This is a genomic window from Cupriavidus sp. MEYA8 (assembly GCF_059278825.1).
On record NZ_CM181221.1, the window covers coordinates 3,387,923 to 3,408,221 of the forward strand.

A 20,299-nucleotide genomic window follows, 5' to 3' on the forward strand; every position below is an offset into this window, starting at 1 on the left:
ATCAGTAGCGATCGAGGTCGATGTCGATACCCAGCGAGCGAATTTCCTTCACCAGCACGTTGAACGATTCCGGCATGCCGGCATCGATCGAGTGCTCGCCCTTGACGATGTTCTCGTACACCTTGGTACGGCCGTTCACGTCATCGGACTTGACCGTCAGCATTTCCTGCAGCACGTAGGACGCGCCGTAGGCTTCCAGTGCCCACACTTCCATCTCACCGAAACGCTGGCCACCGAACTGGGCCTTACCGCCCAGCGGCTGCTGCGTCACCAGCGAGTACGGGCCGGTGGAACGTGCGTGCATCTTGTCGTCGACCAGGTGGTGCAGCTTCAGCATGTGCATCACACCCAGCGTGACCGGACGCTCGAACGCTTCGCCGGTGCGGCCGTCGTGCAGCGTGACCTGCTGCTTGGAAGCCGTCAGGCCCTTCTCGGCGGCGATCTCGTCCGGGTAGGCCAGGTCGAGCATGCGCTTGATTTCCTTCTCGTGCGCACCGTCGAACACCGGCGTCGCGAACGGCACGCCCTTCTTCAGGTTGTGCGCCAGTTCCAGCACTTCGGCGTCGCTCAGGCTGTCCAGGTCTTCCGGCTTGCCGCTCTCGTTGTAGATCTGCGAGAGCAGCGTGCGCAGTTCCTGCGCCTTGGCCGAGGCCTTGAGCATGTCGCCGATGCGCTGGCCCAGGCCGCGCGCGGCCCAGCCCAGGTGGGTTTCCAGGATCTGGCCCACGTTCATCCGCGACGGCACGCCCAGCGGGTTCAGCACGATGTCGGCCGGGGTACCGTCCGCCATGTACGGCATGTCTTCGATCGGGACGATCTTCGACACCACACCCTTGTTACCGTGACGGCCTGCCATCTTGTCGCCAGGCTGCAGGCGGCGCTTGACGGCCAGGTAGACCTTGACCATCTTGATCACGCCCGGCGGCAGTTCGTCGCCCTGCGTCAGCTTCTTGCGCTTCTCTTCGAAGGCCAGGTCGAACTCGTGGCGCTTCTGCTCGATGGCTTCCTTGACGGCTTCCAGCTGGGCAGCCAGTTCCTCGTCGGCCGGACGGATGTCGAACCAGTGGTACTTGTCGACGTCAGCCAGGTATTCCTTGGTGATCTTGGCGCCCTTGGCCAGCTTCTTCGGACCGCCGTTGACGGTCTTGTCGATCAGCAGGCGCTCCAGACGCTGGAAGGCATCGCCTTCCACGATACGCAGCTGGTCGTTCAGGTCCAGGCGGTAGCGCTTCAGCTCGTCGTCGATGATCGACTGGGCGCGCTTGTCGCGGGTCACGCCTTCGCGGGTGAAGACCTGGACGTCGATCACGATGCCGCTCATGCCCGACGGCACGCGCAGCGAGGTGTCCTTCACGTCCGATGCCTTCTCGCCGAAGATCGCGCGCAGCAGCTTCTCTTCCGGAGTCAGCTGGGTCTCGCCCTTCGGCGTGACCTTGCCCACCAGCACGTCGCCGGCTTCAACCTCGGCGCCGATGTAGGTGATGCCCGACTCGTCCAGGCGAGCCAGCTGGGCTTCGGCCAGGTTCGAGATATCGCGCGTGATTTCCTCGGGTCCCAGCTTGGTGTCGCGGGCAACCACCGACAGTTCCTCGATGTGGATCGAGGTATAGCGGTCTTCGGCCACCACACGCTCCGAGATCAGGATCGAATCCTCGAAGTTGTAGCCGTTCCACGGCATGAACGCCACCAGCATGTTCTGGCCCAGTGCCAGCTCGCCCAGGTCGGTCGAGGCGCCGTCGGCAATCACGTCGCCGCGGGCAACGTGGTCGCCGACCTTCACCATCGGACGCTGGTTGATGTTGGTGTTCTGGTTCGAGCGCGTGTACTTGATCAGGTTGTAGATGTCCACGCCGACTTCACCGGCCACGGCTTCGTCGTCGTTCACGCGGATCACGATACGCATCGCGTCGACGTAGTCGACCACGCCGCCACGCATCGCCTGCACGGCCGTACCCGAGTCGACCGCAACGGTGCGCTCGATGCCGGTGCCGACCAGCGGCTTGTCCGGACGCAGGCAAGGCACGGCCTGACGCTGCATGTTCGCGCCCATCAGTGCACGGTTCGCGTCATCGTGTTCCAGGAACGGCACCAGCGAGGCTGCGGCCGACACGATCTGCGACGGCGCCACGTCGATGTACTGCACGCGGTCCGGCGTCACCATACGGGTCTCACGCTCGGAGCCTTCGCGCGCCGACACCAGTTCGTCGGTCAGGTTGCCGTCGGCGTCGACGGTCGCGTTGGCCTGCGCCACCACGTACTTGCCTTCCTCGATCGCGGACAGGTAGTCGACCTGGTCGGTCAGCTTGCTGTTCTCGACCTTGCGGTACGGGGTTTCCAGGAAGCCATACTCGTTCAGGCGCGCGTAAAGTGCCAGCGAGTTGATCAGGCCAATGTTCGGACCTTCCGGCGTTTCGATCGGGCACACGCGGCCGTAGTGGGTCGGGTGCACGTCGCGGACTTCAAAGCCTGCGCGCTCGCGGGTCAGACCGCCCGGGCCCAGTGCGGAGACACGGCGCTTGTGCGTGATCTCGGACAGCGGGTTGGTCTGGTCCATGAACTGTGACAGCTGCGACGAACCGAAGAACTCGCGGATCGCCGACGAGATCGGCTTCGAGTTGATCAGGTCGTGCGGCATCAGGTTCTCGGTCTCGGCCTGGCCCAGACGTTCCTTGACGGCGCGCTCCACACGCGACAGGCCGGCGCGGAACTGGTTTTCGGCCAGTTCGCCGACGCAACGCACGCGACGGTTGCCCAGGTGGTCGATGTCATCGACCTCGCCCTTGCCGTTGCGCAGGTTGACCAGGATCTTGATGGTCTCGAGGATGTCCTCGTCCTGCAGCACCATGGCGCCTTCACCGCTGGGGCGGCCCAGGCGGCTGTTGACCTTCATGCGGCCAACGCGCGACAGGTCGTACGACTCTTCGCTGTAGAACAGGCGCTGGAACAGCGCTTCCACGGCTTCTTCGGTCGGCGGCTCGCCCGGGCGCATCATGCGGTAGATCGCGATACGCGCAGCGGTCTGGTCGGCGGTCTCGTCCACGCGCAGGGTCTGCGACATGTACGGGCCCTGGTCCAGATCGTTGGTGTACAGGGTCTGGATCTGCTTGACACCGGCTTCGCGCAGGTTTTCCAGCAGCGTTTCGGTCAGCTCGTCGTTGGCGTTGGCAATCACCTCGCCGGTATCCGGGTCGATGATGTTCTTGGCCAGCACGCGGCCCAGCAGGTAGTCTTCCGGCACGCTGATCAGCTTGGTGCCGGCTGAGTCCAGGTCGCGGATATGCTTGGCGTTGATCCGCTTGTCCTTCTCGACCACCACGCGGCCGTTCTTGTCGGCGATGTCGAAGCGCGCGACTTCACCGCGCAGGCGCTCGGGCACGAACTCCAGCTGCGCGCCTTCCGACTGCAGCGTGAAGTTGTCGAACACGAAGAAGTGCGCGAGGATCTGTTCCGGGGTCAGGCCGATCGACTTCAGCAGGATCGTCACCGGCATCTTGCGGCGGCGGTCGACGCGGAAGTACAGGATGTCCTTCGGGTCGAACTCGAAGTCCAGCCACGAACCGCGGTAGGGGATGATACGGGCCGAGAACAGCAGCTTGCCCGAGCTGTGGGTCTTGCCCTTGTCGTGCTCGAAGAACACGCCCGGCGAGCGGTGCAGCTGCGAGACGATGACACGCTCGGTGCCGTTGATCACGAACGAACCGGTGGAAGTCATCAGGGGGATCTCACCCATGTAGACTTCCTGCTCCTTCACTTCCTTGACCTTGCCCGGGTTCTCGCGATCGTTGATGATCAGGCGAACCTTGGCGCGCAGGGCCGAGTGGAAGGTCAGGCCACGCTGCTGACATTCCTTGACGTCGAACGGCGGGTTGGACAGGTGATACGAGACGAACTCCATACGGGCGAGCCCGTTATGCGAAGAGATCGGGAAGATTGCGTTGAATGCGGCCTGGAGGCCTTCGCTCTTGCGACGCGCGGTCGGCGTTTCCGCTTGCAAGAACTGGGTGTAGGATTCAATCTGAGTGGCAAGCAGGAATGGAACCTGATGTACCGTCGCGCGCTTCGCAAAACTTTTGCGAATGCGCTTCTTTTCGGTGAAGCTGTACGCCATGGGATCTCCGAATCATCGCAGGACGGCTGGACCTGGCCGCGCCTGAGGTGTTCAGCGACTGGGAGGGGATTTGGCGGTTGGCCGCTACCAACCTCTGGCTGACGGTGTCCGCACGCTGCGGGCGGTGTGGTCGTCGCATCAGCGCAACGCCTGCACTCGCCCGGGGGACACCCGACCAAACTTGTCTTCTGCAGTCGGTTCAGAAGACAAACATCAGCAGCAACCACTTAGTGTGCCACTGATGTTTGGCCTCTGCTGAGTTGCCGGCAAATGAAGTGGTGCCGGGACCCGCAAACATCACATTTTGTAACTTTGCCGCTGTGCCGAGTGGTGACTAAAACACAATCGCACAAGCGCAAAAAGGCTGGCGCCGGGAATTTCCCTTTGCCAGCCCCATTCGCGTGCCGCAAGGGCACGCGAGTACAACATTACTTGACGTCGACCTTGGCGCCGGCGTCTTCCAGCTTCTTCTTGGCTTCGGCAGCAGCGGCCTTGTCCACGCCTTCCTTGACGGGCTTCGGTGCGCCATCGACCAGGTCCTTGGCTTCCTTCAGGCCCAGACCGGTGATTTCGCGAACGGCCTTGATCACGCCAACCTTGTTGGCGCCGACTTCGGCCAGGATCACGTTGAACTCGGTCTGCTCTTCAGCAGCGGCGGCACCGCCAGCGCCCGGAGCAGCAGCCACGGCCATGGCAGCAGCCGACACGCCAAACTTCTCTTCGAACGCCTTGACCAGGTCGTTCAGTTCCATCACGGACATCGCGCCAACGGCTTCCAGGATGTCGTCTTTGGTGATTGCCATTTGAAATACTCCTACTAGATTTGATTCGGTATCGGTAATGCGATCTTTCGATGCGCGGCCTGGATTGCCTTAGGCGCCGGCGGCTTCCGCTTCCGCGGGAGCGCCTTCTTCCTTCTTGGCGGCCAGGGCAGCCAGCAGACGGGCGAAGCCCGACACCGGTGCCTGCATCACGCCCAGCAGCTGAGCAATCAGTTCGTCGCGGGTCGGGATCGAGGCCAGCGCCTTCACGGCGGCAGCGTCGAGAACCTTGCCGTCATACGACCCGGCGCGCAGGACCAGCTTGTCGTTGGTCTTGGCGAAGTCGTTCAGAACCTTGGCCGAGGCCACTGCATCTTCGGAAATACCGTAGATCAGCGGACCGGTCATCTGCTCTGCGAGGCCTGCAAACGGCGTACCTTCGACGGCACGGCGAGCCAGCGTGTTCTTCAGAACACGCAGGTACACGCCTTGCTGGCGAGCGGCAGCACGCAGCTTGGTCAGATCGCCAACCGCAATGCCGCGATATTCGGCGACGACGATGGTCTGGGCCTTGGCGACTTGCGCCGAGACCTCAGCAACGACGGCCTTCTTATCTTCAATATTGAGTGGCACGGTTAAGCTCCAAAATGACGCTGGGTCTCCGGCTATACCGGAGCCTTCACGTCAGCACAAACGAACGGCGTCCGATTGGCCCGAATCACCCGGGTCAGTGCCCGGTTGCTTCAATCCCTTCGGGTGCGCCATCTGCGCTGGCTGGCCGGAAGACGTCGCTCAGGCATGAAGCCTTGCCGCACGTTCCGACCGATTAAGCCCTTTCCGCATCACTGCCGCGGACAAGGACACCAGCGGTCTTTGATAACCAGCGATGCCTGCCGATGCTTGCGCATCCAGCGAGCACCGCTGCCCAAAGCCATGCTCCATCCCTTGCGGTCCGGAGACGACCCTCGCCATTGGCCAGGGTCTTCAATTCTTTTTGCCGACCGGTGTTATCGGGTGCCGGTCAGCAATTTGCCGTCAGCTCAGGCAGCCAGCGTAGCCTGGTCGACACGCACGCCGACGCCCATGGTCGACGAAACAGCGATCTTGCGCAGGTACACGCCCTTGCTGGTGGCCGGCTTGGCCTTGACCAGCGCGTCCAGCAGCGCCGACAGGTTGCTCTTCAGCGCGGCGTCTTCGAACGAACGGCGGCCGATGGTGGCGTGGATGATACCGGCCTTGTCGACACGGAACTGGACCTGACCGGCCTTGGCGTTCTTCACGGCCTGGGCCACGTCGGGGGTCACGGTACCGACCTTCGGGTTCGGCATCAGGCCGCGCGGGCCCAGGATCTGGCCCAGCGTACCGACGATACGCATCGTGTCCGGCGAAGCGATCACGACGTCGAAGTTCAGGTTGCCAGCCTTGACTTGCTCGGCCAGGTCTTCCATGCCAACGATGTCAGCACCGGCGGCCTTGGCGGCCTCGGCCTTGTCGCCCTGGGCGAACACAGCCACGCGCACCGACTTGCCGGTACCGGCGGGCAGCACCACGGAACCACGAACCACCTGGTCCGACTTTTTGGCGTCGATACCCAGTTGCACGGCCACGTCGATCGACTCGTCGAACTTCGCCGAGGCGCAGCCCTTCACAAGGCCCAGGGCCTCGTCGATCGGGTAGAACTTGGTACGCTCGATCTTCGCCTTGTTGGCGGCGACGCGCTTGGAAACCTTAGCCATTTACAGACCCTCCACGGTGATGCCCATCGAACGAGCCGAACCGGCGATGGTACGCACGGCGGCGTCCAGGTCGGCGGCGGTCAGGTCAGCGTTCTTGGCCTTGGCGATTTCTTCAGCTTGGGCGCGGGTGATCTTGCCAACCTTGTCGGTATGGGGCTTCGGCGAACCCTTGGTGATGCCGGCTGCCTTCTTGATCAGCACGGTCGCAGGCGGCGACTTCATCACGAAGGTGAAGCTCTTGTCGGCGAAGGCGGTAATCACCACCGGCACCGGCAGACCAGGCTCCATGCCTTGGGTCTGGGCATTGAACGCCTTGCAGAACTCCATGATGTTCAGACCACGCTGACCCAGTGCGGGACCAACGGGCGGGGAGGGATTTGCCTTACCAGCCGGAATCTGCAGCTTGATAAAGCCAATGATCTTCTTGGCCATCTCTACTCCAATCCGGATCGCTCCACTCGGGGAAGACGATCCTGTTGAGTCGTAACGCGCTGTCGCCGCACCGGTGGCACGGCCTCACGCTCCTCTTTGGCAACGCCCTGGGACACTGCCGTTGCCAGTTGCCGCCCTCTCGGCCGACAACCGGCAAATTCCTTAAACCTTCTCGACCTGGCCGAATTCGAGTTCGACCGGCGTTGCACGTCCGAAGATGGTGACCGAGACGCGCAGGCGCGATTTCTCGTAGTTCACTTCTTCCACGTTGCCGTTGAAATCGGTGAACGGGCCGTCCTTGACGCGCACCATTTCGCCCACTTCGAACAGCGTCTTGGGACGCGGCTTCTCGACCCCTTCCTGCATCTGGGTCATGATCTTGTCGACTTCGCGCTGCGAAATCGGGCTCGGGCGGTTGCGTGCGCCGCCCACGAAACCAGTGACCTTGCTGGTGTTCTTCACCAGGTGCCAGGTTTCGTCGGTCATTTCCATTTCCACCAGCACGTAGCCCGGGAAGAAACGACGCTCGGTGACCGACTTGTGGCCGCCCTTGATTTCCACGACTTCTTCGGACGGCACCAGGATGCGGCCAAACTTGTCCTGCATCTCGGCGCGCTCGATGCGCTCCTGCAGCGCGCGCTGCACGCTCTTCTCCATGCCGGAGTAGGCATGCACGACATACCAGCGCTTCTTCGACGAAGGCGATTCCGGCGCGGTGGTTTCCTGCTGAGCGTTATCGGTCATGTGCTACCTCTTATTTCCAGCCCAGCACGAGCGAGAACACAACCCACTCGATGAGCTTGTCCGCCGACCACAAGAACAGTGCCATCACTACGACGAAGACAAACACCAGGCCCGTCATCTGTCCGGCTTCCTTGCGCGTCGGCCAGACGACCTTGCGAACTTCCCGATACGATTCCTTGGCGAACCCAATGAAGTCCTTGCCCGGTGCCGACACCAGTGCAACGACGACACCCAGTGCAATACCGCCGAACAGCGCAGCGCCACGTACATAAGACGGTTGCTGTGCGAGTGCATAGAAACCGATGACGCCGGCAACCACCAGCAGCACCGCGACGCCGAGCATCCACTTGCCGCTGTTGGCGTTCACGGTTTCAACATTGGGATTGGCCATGTTTCGCAAACGAGACTAAGCCGCGTCACGATTGCTCCTCGCGACGCGGCTGATTGATTTGGCAGGGGCAGAGGGAATCGAACCCCCAACCTTCGGTTTTGGAGACCGACGCTCTGCCAGTTGAGCTATACCCCTAAAACTACTGAGAGCTGACGCTAGCGCCAACCCTTTCTGGCAACGAACGCGGCCGGTTGGTGCCGCGTTCGCAATCGAACAACTTAGTCGAGGATCTTTGCCACGACGCCGGCGCCGACGGTACGGCCACCTTCGCGGATAGCGAAGCGCAGGCCTTCTTCCATGGCGATCGGGGCGATCAGCTTGACGGTGATCGACACGTTGTCACCCGGCATGACCATTTCCTTGTCCTTCGGCAGCTCGATCGAGCCGGTCACGTCGGTCGTACGGAAGTAGAACTGCGGGCGGTAGTTGTTGAAGAACGGGGTGTGACGGCCGCCTTCGTCCTTCGACAGGATGTACACCTCGCCGGTGAAGTGCGTGTGCGGCTTGATCGAACCCGGCTTGCACAGCACCTGGCCGCGCTCGACGTCTTCACGCTTGGTGCCGCGCAGCAGCAGACCGACGTTGTCGCCAGCCTGGCCCTGGTCCAGCAGCTTGCGGAACATTTCCACGCCGGTGCAGGTGGTCTTCACGGTCGGGCGGATACCGACGATTTCGATTTCTTCGCCGACCTTGATGATGCCGCGCTCGATACGGCCGGTCACCACGGTGCCGCGACCCGAGATCGAGAACACGTCTTCCACCGGCATCAGGAAGGTACCGTCAACGGCACGCTCCGGCGTCGGGATGTAGGTGTCCAGCGCGTCGGCCAGGCGCATGATGGCTTCTTCGCCCAGGTCGCCCTTGTCGCCTTCCAGGGCCAGCTTGGCCGAACCCTTGATGATCGGGGTGTCGTCGCCGGGGAACTCGTACTTGCTCAGCAGCTCGCGAACTTCCATCTCGACCAGCTCGAGCAGTTCAGCGTCGTCCACCATGTCGCACTTGTTCAGGAACACGATGATGTACGGCACGCCAACCTGACGGGCCAGCAGGATGTGCTCGCGCGTCTGCGGCATCGGGCCGTCAGCGGCCGAGCACACCAGGATCGCGCCGTCCATCTGGGCGGCACCCGTGATCATGTTCTTCACGTAGTCGGCGTGGCCCGGGCAGTCAACGTGCGCGTAGTGGCGGTTGGCCGTCTCGTACTCGACGTGGGCGGTATTGATGGTAATACCGCGTGCCTTCTCTTCCGGCGCTGCGTCGATTTCGTCGTACTTCTTGGCGGCACCGCCGAACTTGGCAGCCAGCACCGTGGCGATCGCTGCGGTCAGCGTGGTCTTGCCATGGTCAACGTGACCAATCGTACCAACGTTCACGTGCGGCTTGGTCCGCTCGAACTTTTCCTTTGCCATTGCGCGACTCCTGTCTCGGTAGCGATGATGCCAGTGCGGTGGTGTTTGGTGCCCATGGGCAGGATCGAACTGCCGACCTCTCCCTTACCAAGGGAGTGCTCTACCACTGAGCCACATGGGCGAAACTAGACGTACTACTTTATGACAACAACCGCGCGACTGGAGCGGGTGAAGGGAATCGAACCCTCGTCGTAAGCTTGGAAGGCTTCTGCTCTACCATTGAGCTACACCCGCCCGGTTCTTTCCTGCTTCTTCACCGGCATTGCCGGCTGCTGTCTTGCATTCTGGTGGAGAGGGCTGGATTCGAACCAGCGTAGGCGTAAGCCAACAGATTTACAGTCTGCCCCCTTTAGCCACTCGGGCACCTCTCCGCAGAGAACTATCGATTATGGGGCTGTTCACCTCGCCTGTCAAGCACTTTCCGTTGCGGATGCTGTACTTGTTTCAGGCCAGGGAAGGCGTTCCAGCGTGGCGCTTGATGCCGCCTGATCGCTCCCACAAGCGTAGATTAGATTTCTACGTTCTCACCCTATAGGGGCTTCGCAAAACGGCTCCTGGAGGCTCTGGAGCTGCCTCGTCGCGCTGTGGGGCGACACGCAATCAGCCGAGCGGAAAAGCAAAAACCCCTCGCAGCACACGCTGTCGAGGGGTTTTGCACAATAAGAGCCTGGCGATGACCTACTTTCACACGGGTAATCCGCACTATCATCGGCGCGGAGCTGTTTCACGGTCCTGTTCGGGATGGGAAGGGGTGGTTCCAGCTCGCTATGGTCACCAGGCATGAGGGGTTGTGACGCTGGGGTTCAAGCCAGCGTCACGAATCGGGATGTAGTTGGGGTTGTGCGTATCTGGCACAGACACGATCACACACACCAGGTGAAACACACTGGTTATAGGATCAAGCCTTACGGGCAATTAGTACTGGTTAGCTTAACGCATTACTGCGCTTCCACACCCAGCCTATCAACGTCCTGGTCTCGAACGACCCTTCAAGGAGGTCAAGCCTCCAGGGAATCCTCATCTTCAGGCGAGTTTCCCGCTTAGATGCTTTCAGCGGTTATCTCTTCCGTACATAGCTACCCTGCGATGCCTCTGGCGAGACAACAGGTACACCAGCGGTACGTCCACTCCGGTCCTCTCGTACTAGGAGCAGCCCCCGTCAAGATTCCAACGCCCACGGCAGATAGGGACCAAACTGTCTCACGACGTTTTAAACCCAGCTCACGTACCTCTTTAAATGGCGAACAGCCATACCCTTGGGACCGGCTACAGCCCCAGGATGAGATGAGCCGACATCGAGGTGCCAAACACCGCCGTCGATATGAACTCTTGGGCGGTATCAGCCTGTTATCCCCAGAGTACCTTTTATCCGTTGAGCGATGGCCCTTCCATTCAGAACCACCGGATCACTATGTCCTGCTTTCGCACCTGCTCGACTTGTCGGTCTCGCAGTTAAGCACGCTTTTGCCATTGCACTTTAGGTACGATGTCCGACCGTACCAAGCGTACCTTCGAACTCCTCCGTTACACTTTGGGAGGAGACCGCCCCAGTCAAACTGCCTACCATGCACTGTCCCCGACCCGGATTCACGGGCCAAGGTTAGAACCTCAAACAAACCAGGGTGGTATTTCAAGGACGGCTCCACGTGAACTGGCGTCCACGCTTCAAAGCCTCCCACCTATCCTACACAGATCGGTTCAAAGTCCAATGCAAAGCTACAGTAAAGGTTCATGGGGTCTTTCCGTCTAGCCGCGGGGAGATTGCATCATCACAAACACTTCAACTTCGCTGAGTCTCGGGAGGAGACAGTGTGGCCATCGTTACGCCATTCGTGCAGGTCGGAACTTACCCGACAAGGAATTTCGCTACCTTAGGACCGTTATAGTTACGGCCGCCGTTTACCGGGACTTCAATCAAGAGCTTGCACCCCATCATTTAATCTTCCGGCACCGGGCAGGCGTCACACCCTATACGTCCACTTTCGTGTTTGCAGAGTGCTGTGTTTTTATTAAACAGTCGCAGCCACCATTTTATTGCAACCCCTTCACCCTTCTGGCGCAGGCCAGTCAAGCTACCAGGGCGTACCTTATCCCGAAGTTACGGTACCAATTTGCCGAGTTCCTTCTCCCGAGTTCTCTCAAGCGCCTTAGAATACTCATCTCGCCCACCTGTGTCGGTTTGCGGTACGGTCTCGTATGACTGAAGCTTAGAGGCTTTTCTTGGAACCACTTCCAATTGCTTCGCAGCACTAGGCCGCTCGCCCCACATCCTTGAATCCCGCGCCCGGATTTGCCTGAGCGCCTTCTCCAATGCAGGGACCGGGACTTCCAACACCCGGACAACCTTCCGCGATCCGTCCCCCCATCGCATCATACGACGGTGCAGGAATATTAACCTGCTTCCCATCAGCTACGCATCTCTGCCTCGCCTTAGGGGCCGACTCACCCTACGCCGATGAACGTTGCGTAGGAAACCTTGGGCTTACGGCGAGGGGGCCTTTCACCCCCTTTATCGCTACTCATGTCAGCATTCGCACTTCTGATACCTCCAGCATCCTTTACAAGACACCTTCACAGGCTTACAGAACGCTCTCCTACCACGCACTTGCGTGCGTCCGCAGCTTCGGTATATAGCTTAGCCCCGTTACATCTTCCGCGCAGGACGACTCGATCAGTGAGCTATTACGCTTTCTTTAAAGGGTGGCTGCTTCTAAGCCAACCTCCTGACTGTTTTAGCCTTCCCACTTCGTTTCCCACTTAGCTATATTTGGGGACCTTAGCTGGCGGTCTGGGTTGTTTCCCTCTTGACACCGGACGTTAGCACCCGATGTCTGTCTCCCGTGATTGCACTCTTCGGTATTCGGAGTTTGCTATGGCGGGGTAATCAGCAATAGACCCCCCAACCATGACAGTGCTCTACCCCCGAAGGTGAGACACGAGGCACTACCTAAATAGTTTTCGGAGAGAACCAGCTATTTCCAGATTTGTTTAGCCTTTCACCCCTATCCACAGCTCATCCCCTAACTTTTCAACGTTAGTGGGTTCGGTCCTCCAGTACGTGTTACCGCACCTTCAACCTGGCCATGGATAGATCATCTGGTTTCGGGTCTACACCCAGCGACTCAACGCCCTGTTCGGACTCGCTTTCGCTACGCCTGCCCTAATCGGTTAAGCTTGCCACTGAATGTAAGTCGCTGACCCATTATACAAAAGGTACGCCGTCACCCGTTTCCAGGCTCCGACTGTTTGTATGCATGCGGTTTCAGGATCTATTTCACTCCCCTCCCGGGGTTCTTTTCGCCTTTCCCTCACGGTACTGGTTCACTATCGGTCGATCACGAGTATTTAGCCTTGGAGGATGGTCCCCCCATCTTCAGACAGGATTTCACGTGTCCCGCCCTACTTGTCGTACACCTAGTTCCACAACGCTGTTTTCGCATACAGGGCTATCACCTGCTAGGGCCGGGCTTTCCATCCCGTTCTGCTAACAACACTGCTAAAGAGTACAAGGCTCTTCCCATTTCGTTCGCCACTACTTTGGGAATCTCGGTTGATTTCTGTTCCTGCAGCTACTTAGATGTTTCAGTTCGCCGCGTTCGCTTCCCACACCTATGGATTCAGTGTGGGATGACCCATACGGGCCGGGTTTCCCCATTCGGACATCTCCGGATCAAAGCTTGTTTGCCAGCTCCCCGAAGCTTTTCGCAGGCTACCGCGTCCTTCATCGCCTGTGATCGCCAAGGCATCCACCACATGCACTTGTTCGCTTGACCCTATAACAAGTGTGTCTCAAGCTTGCGCTCATGACACCGCTCACTACAGGTTGAGTTCTCGCATTTGTGCCGTATTCCAAGTCATCTTTCGATCACTTTAAATACATTTTGGTTGATACAATCACAACCCGGTATCGCGTTTGCTACTGCAGCGTCTCATCAACGCTCGCGCGACACCTTTACTACATCCCATATTGTTAAAGAACAGCCGATCCGCAGGTCAGACCCGCGATCGCTTGGCAATGCCAAATGCAAACGCTCAATTCTTAAGCGCTTGCATTTGGCGGCCAACCAAAGTTACCAGGCAGTGGTGGAGGATGACGGGATCGAACCGACGACCCCCTGCTTGCAAAGCAGGTGCTCTCCCAGCGGAGCTAATCCCCCTCGGATAACTTGGTGGGTCTGGTAGGACTTGAACCTACGACCCCGCCTTATCAAGACGGTGCTCTAACCACCTGAGCTACAGACCCTTGGCTGTAACAGCAAACAAACCGATAAGTGTGAACGCTAGGCTTGAGACACAAGCCTCTGGAAAGGAGGTGATCCAGCCGCACCTTCCGATACGGCTACCTTGTTACGACTTCACCCCAGTCATGAACCCTGCCGTGGTAATCGCCCTCCTTGCGGTTAGGCTAACTACTTCTGGCAAAACCCACTCCCATGGTGTGACGGGCGGTGTGTACAAGACCCGGGAACGTATTCACCGCGGCATGCTGATCCGCGATTACTAGCGATTCCAGCTTCACGTAGTCGAGTTGCAGACTACGATCCGGACTACGATGCGTTTTCTGGGATTAGCTCCCCCTCGCGGGTTGGCAACCCTCTGTACGCACCATTGTATGACGTGTGAAGCCCTACCCATAAGGGCCATGAGGACTTGACGTCATCCCCACCTTCCTCCGGTTTGTCACCGGCAGTCTCTCTAGAGTGCTCTTGCGTAGCAACTAGAGACAAGGGTTGCGCTCGTTGCGGGACTTAACCCAACATCTCACGACACGAGCTGACGACAGCCATGCAGCACCTGTGTCCACTTTCCCTTTCGGGCACCTAAGGCATCTCTGCTTCGTTAGTGGCATGTCAAGGGTAGGTAAGGTTTTTCGCGTTGCATCGAATTAATCCACATCATCCACCGCTTGTGCGGGTCCCGTCAATTCCTTTGAGTTTTAATCTTGCGACCGTACTCCCCAGGCGGTCAACTTCACGCGTTAGCTACGTTACTGAAGAAATGAATCCCCAACAACTAGTTGACATCGTTTAGGGCGTGGACTACCAGGGTATCTAATCCTGTTTGCTCCCCACGCTTTCGTGCATGAGCGTCAGTGACGTCCCAGGGGGCTGCCTTCGCCATCGGTATTCCTCCACATCTCTACGCATTTCACTGCTACACGTGGAATTCTACCCCCTCTGACATACTCTAGCCTGACAGTCACAAGCGCCATTCCCAAGTTGAGCTCGGGGATTTCACGCCTGTCTTATCAAACCGCCTGCGCACGCTTTACGCCCAGTAATTCCGATTAACGCTCGCACCCTACGTATTACCGCGGCTGCTGGCACGTAGTTAGCCGGTGCTTATTCTTCCGGTACCGTCATCCACGCCAGGTATTAACCAGCGCGATTTCTTTCCGGACAAAAGTGCTTTACAACCCGAAGGCCTTCTTCACACACGCGGCATTGCTGGATCAGGGTTGCCCCCATTGTCCAAAATTCCCCACTGCTGCCTCCCGTAGGAGTCTGGGCCGTGTCTCAGTCCCAGTGTGGCTGATCGTCCTCTCAGACCAGCTACTGATCGTCGCCTTGGTAGGCTCTTACCCCACCAACTAGCTAATCAGACATCGGCCGCTCCTGTAGCGCGAGGCCGTTACCGGTCCCCCGCTTTCACCCTCAGGTCGTATGCGGTATTAGCTAATCTTTCGACTAGTTATCCCCCACTACAGGGCACGTTCCGATGTATTACTCACCCGTTCGCCACTCGCCACCAGGCCGAAGCCCGTGCTGCCGTTCGACTTGCATGTGTAAGGCATGCCGCCAGCGTTCAATCTGAGCCAGGATCAAACTCTTCAGTTCAATCTCTGTGTGGGTCCGAAGACCCTCGCTCTTTCGAGCGGTCGCTCACTCTCAGAAAACTGACTGACCAGATCCGAAGACCCAGTCACGTTTTGCTGTGCGAGCACTGTATAACTTGTGAAGCAACACTGTCCGAAGACAGCGGCGTCCGCTACCCAGCGCCCACACTTATCGGTTGTTTGTTTGTTAAAGAACTTCGCTTCCCGGCTTTGCCGTTCAGCGCGCTGCGTTGTCTGCAGCAGAGAAACGAGATTATGCAGAGCTTTCTTCGTTTCGTCAACCGTTGCAGCAATCTTTTTTTGCTGCGGCCAGCGCTGCCAACTTCGCTGCGCCAACCTTGCGGTCGACCCCGCAACCCTTGCTGCGTCTGCCTTGCAGCGCCGCGTTGTGTTGCGAGGGGGCGAATATTAAGGGACCCGGAGGTGCTTGGCAAGAGGTTTCCGGAAATAATTCGGATCCAGCCTAAAAATAACGCAAACCGCTCTTTTCTGGCGGCGCCAGCGCCCTCTTCTACTTATAGGGTAGGGATGTCACAGAAAGGTGCAGATGTTTGTCATGCACGACCCGTTGATTCATGATCTGGGCTTCAGCCTGGCGCAGTCGCGCGGGCAGTCCGGAACGCGGGATCCTCCATGACCATCCGAATCGTAAGACTGGGAACGCCACGCGCAGCTGACGAAGGACTGCGTATCGGTACTGTGCGGCGGCCGCCACGCGGCGTGCCCAAGTCCGAGTTCGCCAGCCGTGACTACTACGACGTCTGGTACCCCGACCTGTCCCCTACCCCAGAACTGGTTGCGCAGGCGCAGGGCGCGGCTGACGACAAGGCATGGCGAGCATTCGTCCGGCATTTCCGCAAGGAAATGGCCGAGCCGGAGCGCAGCCGCACGCTCGACCTGCTGGCTGCGCTGTCGCACCAGACCAATTTCTCACTTGGCTGCTATTGCGAAGACGAAGCGCACTGCCACAGGTCGGTGCTGCGCGAACTGCTGGCCGAGCGCGGCGCCAAGATCGGTTGAGCCGCCCCTGCCCGGCGGGAGAGTTCCGCCTTGACCTTTTTGCTTGCGCAATCCGATGGCCCTGAACGTTGTCTGGCTCGGTTTTTTTCTGGTTTCCTTTGTCGCCGCATGCTTCCGCCTCGCCAGCGGCGACCTGGCCGTCTTCCCCGCCATGCTGTCGAGCCTGTTCGACAGCGCCCGCACAGCCTTCGAAATTGCACTAGGGCTGGCGGGCGTGATGAGCCTGTGGCTGGGCATCATGCGCATCGGCGAACGCGCCGGAGTCGTCGACGCCTTTGCCCGGCTGGTGAACCCGTTGTTGCGACATTTCTTTCCCGGCGTGCCGCAGGGCCATCCGGCGCAAGGCGCCATGATGATGAACGTGTCGGCCAACCTGCTGGGCCTGGATAACGCCGCGACGCCTCTCGGGCTGAATGCGATGCGCGAGCTGCAGACGCTGAACCGTCGCCCGGACGTGGCCACCGATGCGCAGATCATGTTCATCGTGCTGAATACGGCCGGGCTGACTTTGATCCCGACCTCGGTCATCGCGATCCGACAGGCAATCGCCGTCAAGCAGGGGCTGGTGGGCTTCAATGCGGCAGATATTTTCCTGCCGACGCTGCTGGCTACCGGTGGCTCGTGCCTTGCCGGCCTGCTGGCTGTCGCCTGGGTACAGCGGCTCAATCTGCTGCGGCCCGCGGTGCTGGCCGCATTCGGCATGGCTGCCGCGGCGCTCGGCGGCATGTTCGCCTGGCTGAAGCATGCGCCGCCCGGGCAGGTCGGCAGCGTGACGGCATTGGCGGGCGCGGGCTTCATCCTGTCGCTTATCACGCTGTTCCTGGCCTGCGGTGCCCTGCGGCGGGTCAACGTCTACGAAGCCTTTATCGATGGCGCCAAGGAAGGCTTCGGCGTGGCCGTGCAGATCATTCCTTATCTTGTCGCCATCCTGGTTGCGATCGGCTTGTTCCGGACGACCGGGTGCATGGACGTGCTGATGGGCTGGCTGACGCTGGGCTTTGCGCATCTCGGCATCAATACCGATTTTGTCCCGGCCCTGCCGGTGGGCCTGATGAAGATCCTGTCAGGCGCCGGTGCGCGCGGGTTGATGGTCGATGTGATGACGACTTATGGGGTCGACTCGTTCCAGGGTCGCCTTGCGGCCATCATTCAGGGGTCGACGGAAACTACTTTCTATGTGTTGGCGGTCTACTTCGGCAGCATCAATGTGCGAAATACGCGGCACGCGCTGGGCTGCGCCCTGGTTGCAGATGCTGCCGGTATTTTTTGTGCTGTTGGCGCCGCTTATCTATTCCGCTAGGGCAGCATTTCGATTTTTTGTTGTACCCACACAACAGCATTGTGCGCATCGCAAGACATTGACACAACTGCACTTGGTGCGACGCAACAAACCATGTATAGTGAAGTCTGTCTCCTCCACCACCTCGGTGGATTCCAACCCACGCACAACCTGCGTGGGTTTTTTTTGCCCTGATGCCGGCCATTGCAACACCCGTTGCACACCAAGCCCTGGCAAGGGCTACACCTTGGCCATGGCGCAGCACAGAAGTCTTTTGTTGCGCCCGAGCAGGGGATCGCATGGAAGCGCGGTTACTCGCCCTTCTTTGCTGCATTGCAACATCCATGTTGCAGAGTGGCAACGCATTGGTGACGCCAGCCAGGCGCCATATGGCATCGGCAATCGGTGCGCCGAAGTCCTTTCCGGACCTTTACGGCAGGCCGTGGTGACCTAGAATGATTGAATACGTCCGTCGCCAGCACGAGGCACGCCATGCCTGAGATCACGTTCCCTCGCAGCGTCCCGACCTACTGCGCAGCCAGCCTCACGCTGTCCTGCCCCGCTACGGTCAATGGCAGTCCGACTCAGTATTCCGTCACCGCGGAAGCCCTTGAGGCCCACTTCGGTGCGCGCTCGCCGCGCGAGGAAGACCTGGTTGCCGCCTTCACCAGTAATCGCCAGCGCATCGAAAGCCTCGCCGAAAGCCTGTTCGAGCTGACCCAGGCGCGCGAGATCGTGCTGCGCAGCGGCCATTTCCGCTTCGCCGGATGACCCCTGTCGCGATTGACGACCGCGTCCAAACCGAGACGCCGCGCCAGTCCGGCGTCTTTCGCATGCTTAGTCGGCCTTGGCTTCGCCGCGCACCAGCAGCACCGGCGTAGTCGACTGCCGGATCACCGCTTCCGCCACGCTGCCCAGCACCAGCCGGCGCACACCCCGCCGCCCGTGCGTGCCGATTACCAGCAGGTCCGCACCCCACTGACGCGCGGCTTCGTTGATCGATGCACCGATATCGCCGGGCACCGGCGCCTCGGTGACCAGCCGGGTTTCATGCGGCACGCCGGCCGCTGACAGTTGCTGCGCGGCGTCCTGCAGCGCGCGTTGGCCGCTTTCCTCGAATGCCTTCTGCAGCTGGCTCGGATCGTAGTAGCCCACGTCGAACATCGGCGTACCCGTGTCGACGACATAGAGCGCCAGCACCGTGGCACCGCCCGGCGCCGCTACGCGGATGGCTTCGGCCAGTGCCAGTCCGGACGTGCTGCTGCCATCCACCGCCACCACGATCTTGCTGTATGCCGCGCTTGCCATTTGCGTTACCTCCGTAGACAAAGGGAATAAGGGTTGGACAGCACGAGGCCGTTCCGTCTCTGATACTACACGTGCCCCGGCCGTCACGTGATGTCGCTGCCCCGGCGACGACCAACACAAACCCGGCGCGGCTTAAATTGACCGACCGGTCGGCTTATATATAATAGGGCCAGCCGCCGCACCAACGGTCACCCACCCAGCCGCGGCCCCCCGCCAGAGGAGGCGCTATGTACACCCAAAGCCTGGACGTTCCCGGCCAAGCTGACTCCGCCCAGATCGCTGCCCCTCAGGACCCTCAGGACGATGAGGTCCGCCAGGCCGCTTTTGACGCGCGCGTGTCCGCCGACGGCAAGATCGAGCCGCAGGACTGGATGCCGGCGGCCTACCGCAAGACACTGGTGCGGCAGATTTCCCAGCACGCGCATTCCGAGATTGTCGGCATGCTGCCCGAGGGCAACTGGATCAGCCGCGCACCGTCACTCAAGCGCAAGGCGATCCTGCTGGCCAAGGTGCAGGACGAAGGCGGCCACGGCCTGTACCTCTACTCCGCGGCCGAAACGCTGGATGCTTCGCGCGACGAGCTGGTCGACGCGCTGCACAGCGGCAAGGCCAAGTACTCGTCCATCTTCAACTACCCGACGCTGACCTGGGCCGACGTGGGCGTGATCGGCTGGCTGGTGGACGGCGCGGCGATCATGAACCAGATCCCGCTGTGCCGCTGCTCGTATGGCCCGTATGCGCGCGCCATGATCCGCATCTGCAAGGAAGAGTCGTTTCACCAACGCCAGGGATTCGACGCGCTGCTGGCGATGATGCGCGGCACCGACGCCCAGCGCGAGATGGTGCAGGACGCGGTCAACCGCTGGTGGTTCCCGGTGCTGATGATGTTCGGCCCGCCCGATGCGGCCTCGACCAACAGCGCGCAGACCATGGCCTGGGGCATCAAGCGCATCTCGAATGACGACCTGCGCCAGAAGTTCGTCGATGCCACGGTGGAACAGGCGCGGGTACTGGGCGTGACCCTGCCCGACCCGGGACTGCAATGGAACGCCGAGCGCGCCCACTATGACTGCAGCCCGCTGGATTGGGACGAGTTCTGGCGCGTGATCAACGGCGACGGCCCCTGCAACCGGGAGCGCCTGGCCACGCGCGTCAAGGCGCACGAGGACGGCGCCTGGGTCCGCGAAGCCGCACTGGCCCACGCGGCCAAGCAGGCCGAGCGCGAAGCGGGCGAGCGCCGCGCGGCTGCCTGATCCCTGCTTGAACCCAAACCGC

At 60.3% G+C, this 20,299-nt stretch carries 13 protein-coding genes, 6 tRNA genes and 3 rRNA genes; 4 read left to right on the forward strand and 18 right to left on the reverse strand.

Annotated features, from left to right (window positions below):
* Position 1 precedes the first annotated feature (1 nt).
* The 17 genes from rpoB to AC5WJ1_RS15925 all read right to left on the reverse strand — a co-directional run bounded on the left by rpoB (position 2) and on the right by AC5WJ1_RS15925 (position 15,418).
* The gene (gene rpoB / locus AC5WJ1_RS15845) at positions 2 to 4,108 is read right to left on the reverse strand and encodes a DNA-directed RNA polymerase subunit beta (RefSeq protein WP_133098469.1); all 4,107 of its coding nucleotides are present in this window, start codon (positions 4,106 to 4,108) and stop codon (positions 2 to 4) included.
* A 428-nt stretch (positions 4,109 to 4,536) separates the two neighbouring features.
* The gene (gene rplL, locus AC5WJ1_RS15850; RefSeq protein WP_010810464.1) at positions 4,537 to 4,911 is read right to left on the reverse strand and encodes a 50S ribosomal protein L7/L12; all 375 of its coding nucleotides are present in this window, start codon (positions 4,909 to 4,911) and stop codon (positions 4,537 to 4,539) included.
* Between the two features lie 69 nt (positions 4,912 to 4,980).
* Positions 4,981 to 5,502 carry a 50S ribosomal protein L10 gene (gene rplJ, locus AC5WJ1_RS15855; protein ID WP_115660927.1) on the reverse strand — a complete coding sequence of 174 codons (522 nt, stop codon included), beginning with the start codon at positions 5,500 to 5,502 and terminating at the stop codon, positions 4,981 to 4,983.
* A gap of 407 nt (positions 5,503 to 5,909) precedes the next feature.
* A complete protein-coding gene (rplA, locus tag AC5WJ1_RS15860; RefSeq protein ID WP_029049799.1) occupies positions 5,910 to 6,605 on the reverse strand; it encodes a 50S ribosomal protein L1 in 696 nt (231 codons plus the stop codon).
* A complete protein-coding gene (rplK, locus tag AC5WJ1_RS15865; protein WP_010810467.1) occupies positions 6,606 to 7,037 on the reverse strand; it encodes a 50S ribosomal protein L11 in 432 nt (143 codons plus the stop codon).
* Positions 7,038 to 7,199: 162 nt separating this feature from the next.
* Complete coding sequence (gene nusG / locus AC5WJ1_RS15870) at positions 7,200 to 7,781, reverse strand: transcription termination/antitermination protein NusG (RefSeq protein WP_010810468.1); 582 nt, start codon at positions 7,779 to 7,781, stop codon at positions 7,200 to 7,202.
* A gap of 10 nt (positions 7,782 to 7,791) precedes the next feature.
* Entirely contained in the window at positions 7,792 to 8,172 is a 381-nt protein-coding gene (gene secE, locus AC5WJ1_RS15875) for a preprotein translocase subunit SecE (RefSeq protein WP_135706079.1), read from the reverse strand.
* 59 nt (positions 8,173 to 8,231) lie between these two features.
* Positions 8,232 to 8,307, reverse strand: a tRNA-Trp gene (locus AC5WJ1_RS15880).
* Between the two features lie 83 nt (positions 8,308 to 8,390).
* Positions 8,391 to 9,581 carry an elongation factor Tu gene (gene tuf / locus AC5WJ1_RS15885; protein ID WP_133098639.1) on the reverse strand — a complete coding sequence of 397 codons (1,191 nt, stop codon included), beginning with the start codon at positions 9,579 to 9,581 and terminating at the stop codon, positions 8,391 to 8,393.
* Positions 9,582 to 9,627: 46 nt separating this feature from the next.
* Positions 9,628 to 9,702: transfer RNA gene (locus tag AC5WJ1_RS15890), tRNA-Thr, on the reverse strand.
* 39 nt (positions 9,703 to 9,741) lie between these two features.
* Positions 9,742 to 9,815, reverse strand: a tRNA-Gly gene (locus AC5WJ1_RS15895).
* 51 nt (positions 9,816 to 9,866) lie between these two features.
* Positions 9,867 to 9,952, reverse strand: a tRNA-Tyr gene (locus AC5WJ1_RS15900).
* Positions 9,953 to 10,246: 294 nt separating this feature from the next.
* Positions 10,247 to 10,360 (reverse strand): 5S ribosomal RNA (gene rrf / locus AC5WJ1_RS15905).
* Positions 10,361 to 10,475: 115 nt separating this feature from the next.
* Positions 10,476 to 13,354, reverse strand: a 23S ribosomal RNA gene (locus AC5WJ1_RS15910).
* Positions 13,355 to 13,662: 308 nt separating this feature from the next.
* A tRNA-Ala gene (locus tag AC5WJ1_RS15915) sits at positions 13,663 to 13,738 on the reverse strand.
* A 10-nt stretch (positions 13,739 to 13,748) separates the two neighbouring features.
* Positions 13,749 to 13,824 (reverse strand) — tRNA-Ile (locus AC5WJ1_RS15920).
* 62 nt (positions 13,825 to 13,886) lie between these two features.
* A 16S ribosomal RNA gene (locus AC5WJ1_RS15925) occupies positions 13,887 to 15,418 on the reverse strand.
* The 16S, 23S and 5S rRNA genes sit together here with 5 tRNA genes alongside, the layout of an rRNA operon.
* Before the next feature lie 632 nt (positions 15,419 to 16,050).
* On the opposite strand from AC5WJ1_RS15925, the gene AC5WJ1_RS15930 reads away from it, so the two are divergent.
* The 3 genes from AC5WJ1_RS15930 to AC5WJ1_RS15940 all read left to right on the forward strand — a co-directional run bounded on the left by AC5WJ1_RS15930 (position 16,051) and on the right by AC5WJ1_RS15940 (position 18,487).
* The gene (locus AC5WJ1_RS15930) at positions 16,051 to 16,437 is read left to right on the forward strand and encodes a DUF488 domain-containing protein (RefSeq protein ID WP_133097723.1); all 387 of its coding nucleotides are present in this window, start codon (positions 16,051 to 16,053) and stop codon (positions 16,435 to 16,437) included.
* Between the two features lie 55 nt (positions 16,438 to 16,492).
* Complete coding sequence (locus tag AC5WJ1_RS15935; protein ID WP_494476212.1) at positions 16,493 to 17,737, forward strand: nucleoside recognition domain-containing protein; 1,245 nt, start codon at positions 16,493 to 16,495, stop codon at positions 17,735 to 17,737.
* A 471-nt stretch (positions 17,738 to 18,208) separates the two neighbouring features.
* Positions 18,209 to 18,487 (forward strand): DUF1488 family protein, encoded by a 279-nt coding sequence (locus AC5WJ1_RS15940; protein WP_029046679.1) that lies wholly within the window; start codon positions 18,209 to 18,211, stop codon positions 18,485 to 18,487.
* A 66-nt stretch (positions 18,488 to 18,553) separates the two neighbouring features.
* On the opposite strand, the gene AC5WJ1_RS15945 is transcribed toward AC5WJ1_RS15940, so the two are convergent.
* On the reverse strand, positions 18,554 to 19,024 hold the full coding sequence (locus AC5WJ1_RS15945; protein WP_133097725.1) for a universal stress protein: 471 nt from the start codon (positions 19,022 to 19,024) through the stop codon (positions 18,554 to 18,556).
* 227 nt (positions 19,025 to 19,251) lie between these two features.
* On the opposite strand from AC5WJ1_RS15945, the gene paaA reads away from it, so the two are divergent.
* Positions 19,252 to 20,277, forward strand: coding sequence for a 1,2-phenylacetyl-CoA epoxidase subunit PaaA (gene paaA, locus AC5WJ1_RS15950; RefSeq protein WP_135706082.1), 1,026 nt, complete (start codon positions 19,252 to 19,254; stop codon positions 20,275 to 20,277).
* The last annotated feature ends 22 nt before the right edge of the window (positions 20,278 to 20,299 follow it).

Bases quoted from the DNA above. Each gene is read 5' to 3' on its own strand.
- rplL (WP_010810464.1), bottom strand. From the start codon at position 4,911: ATGGCAATCACCAAAGACGACATCCTGGAAGCCGTTGGCGCGATGTCC.
- AC5WJ1_RS15930 (WP_133097723.1), top strand. From the start codon at position 16,051: ATGACCATCCGAATCGTAAGACTGGGAACGCCACGCGCAGCTGACGAA.
- rplK (WP_010810467.1), bottom strand. From the start codon at position 7,037: ATGGCCAAGAAGATCATTGGCTTTATCAAGCTGCAGATTCCGGCTGGT.
- tuf (WP_133098639.1), bottom strand. From the start codon at position 9,581: ATGGCAAAGGAAAAGTTCGAGCGGACCAAGCCGCACGTGAACGTTGGT.
- secE (WP_135706079.1), bottom strand. From the start codon at position 8,172: ATGGCCAATCCCAATGTTGAAACCGTGAACGCCAACAGCGGCAAGTGG.
- rpoB (WP_133098469.1), bottom strand. From the start codon at position 4,108: ATGGCGTACAGCTTCACCGAAAAGAAGCGCATTCGCAAAAGTTTTGCG.
- AC5WJ1_RS15940 (WP_029046679.1), top strand. From the start codon at position 18,209: ATGCCTGAGATCACGTTCCCTCGCAGCGTCCCGACCTACTGCGCAGCC.
- nusG (WP_010810468.1), bottom strand. From the start codon at position 7,781: ATGACCGATAACGCTCAGCAGGAAACCACCGCGCCGGAATCGCCTTCG.
- paaA (WP_135706082.1), top strand. From the start codon at position 19,252: ATGTACACCCAAAGCCTGGACGTTCCCGGCCAAGCTGACTCCGCCCAG.
- AC5WJ1_RS15945 (WP_133097725.1), bottom strand. From the start codon at position 19,024: ATGGCAAGCGCGGCATACAGCAAGATCGTGGTGGCGGTGGATGGCAGC.
- rplA (WP_029049799.1), bottom strand. From the start codon at position 6,605: ATGGCTAAGGTTTCCAAGCGCGTCGCCGCCAACAAGGCGAAGATCGAG.
- AC5WJ1_RS15935 (WP_494476212.1), top strand. From the start codon at position 16,493: ATGGCCCTGAACGTTGTCTGGCTCGGTTTTTTTCTGGTTTCCTTTGTC.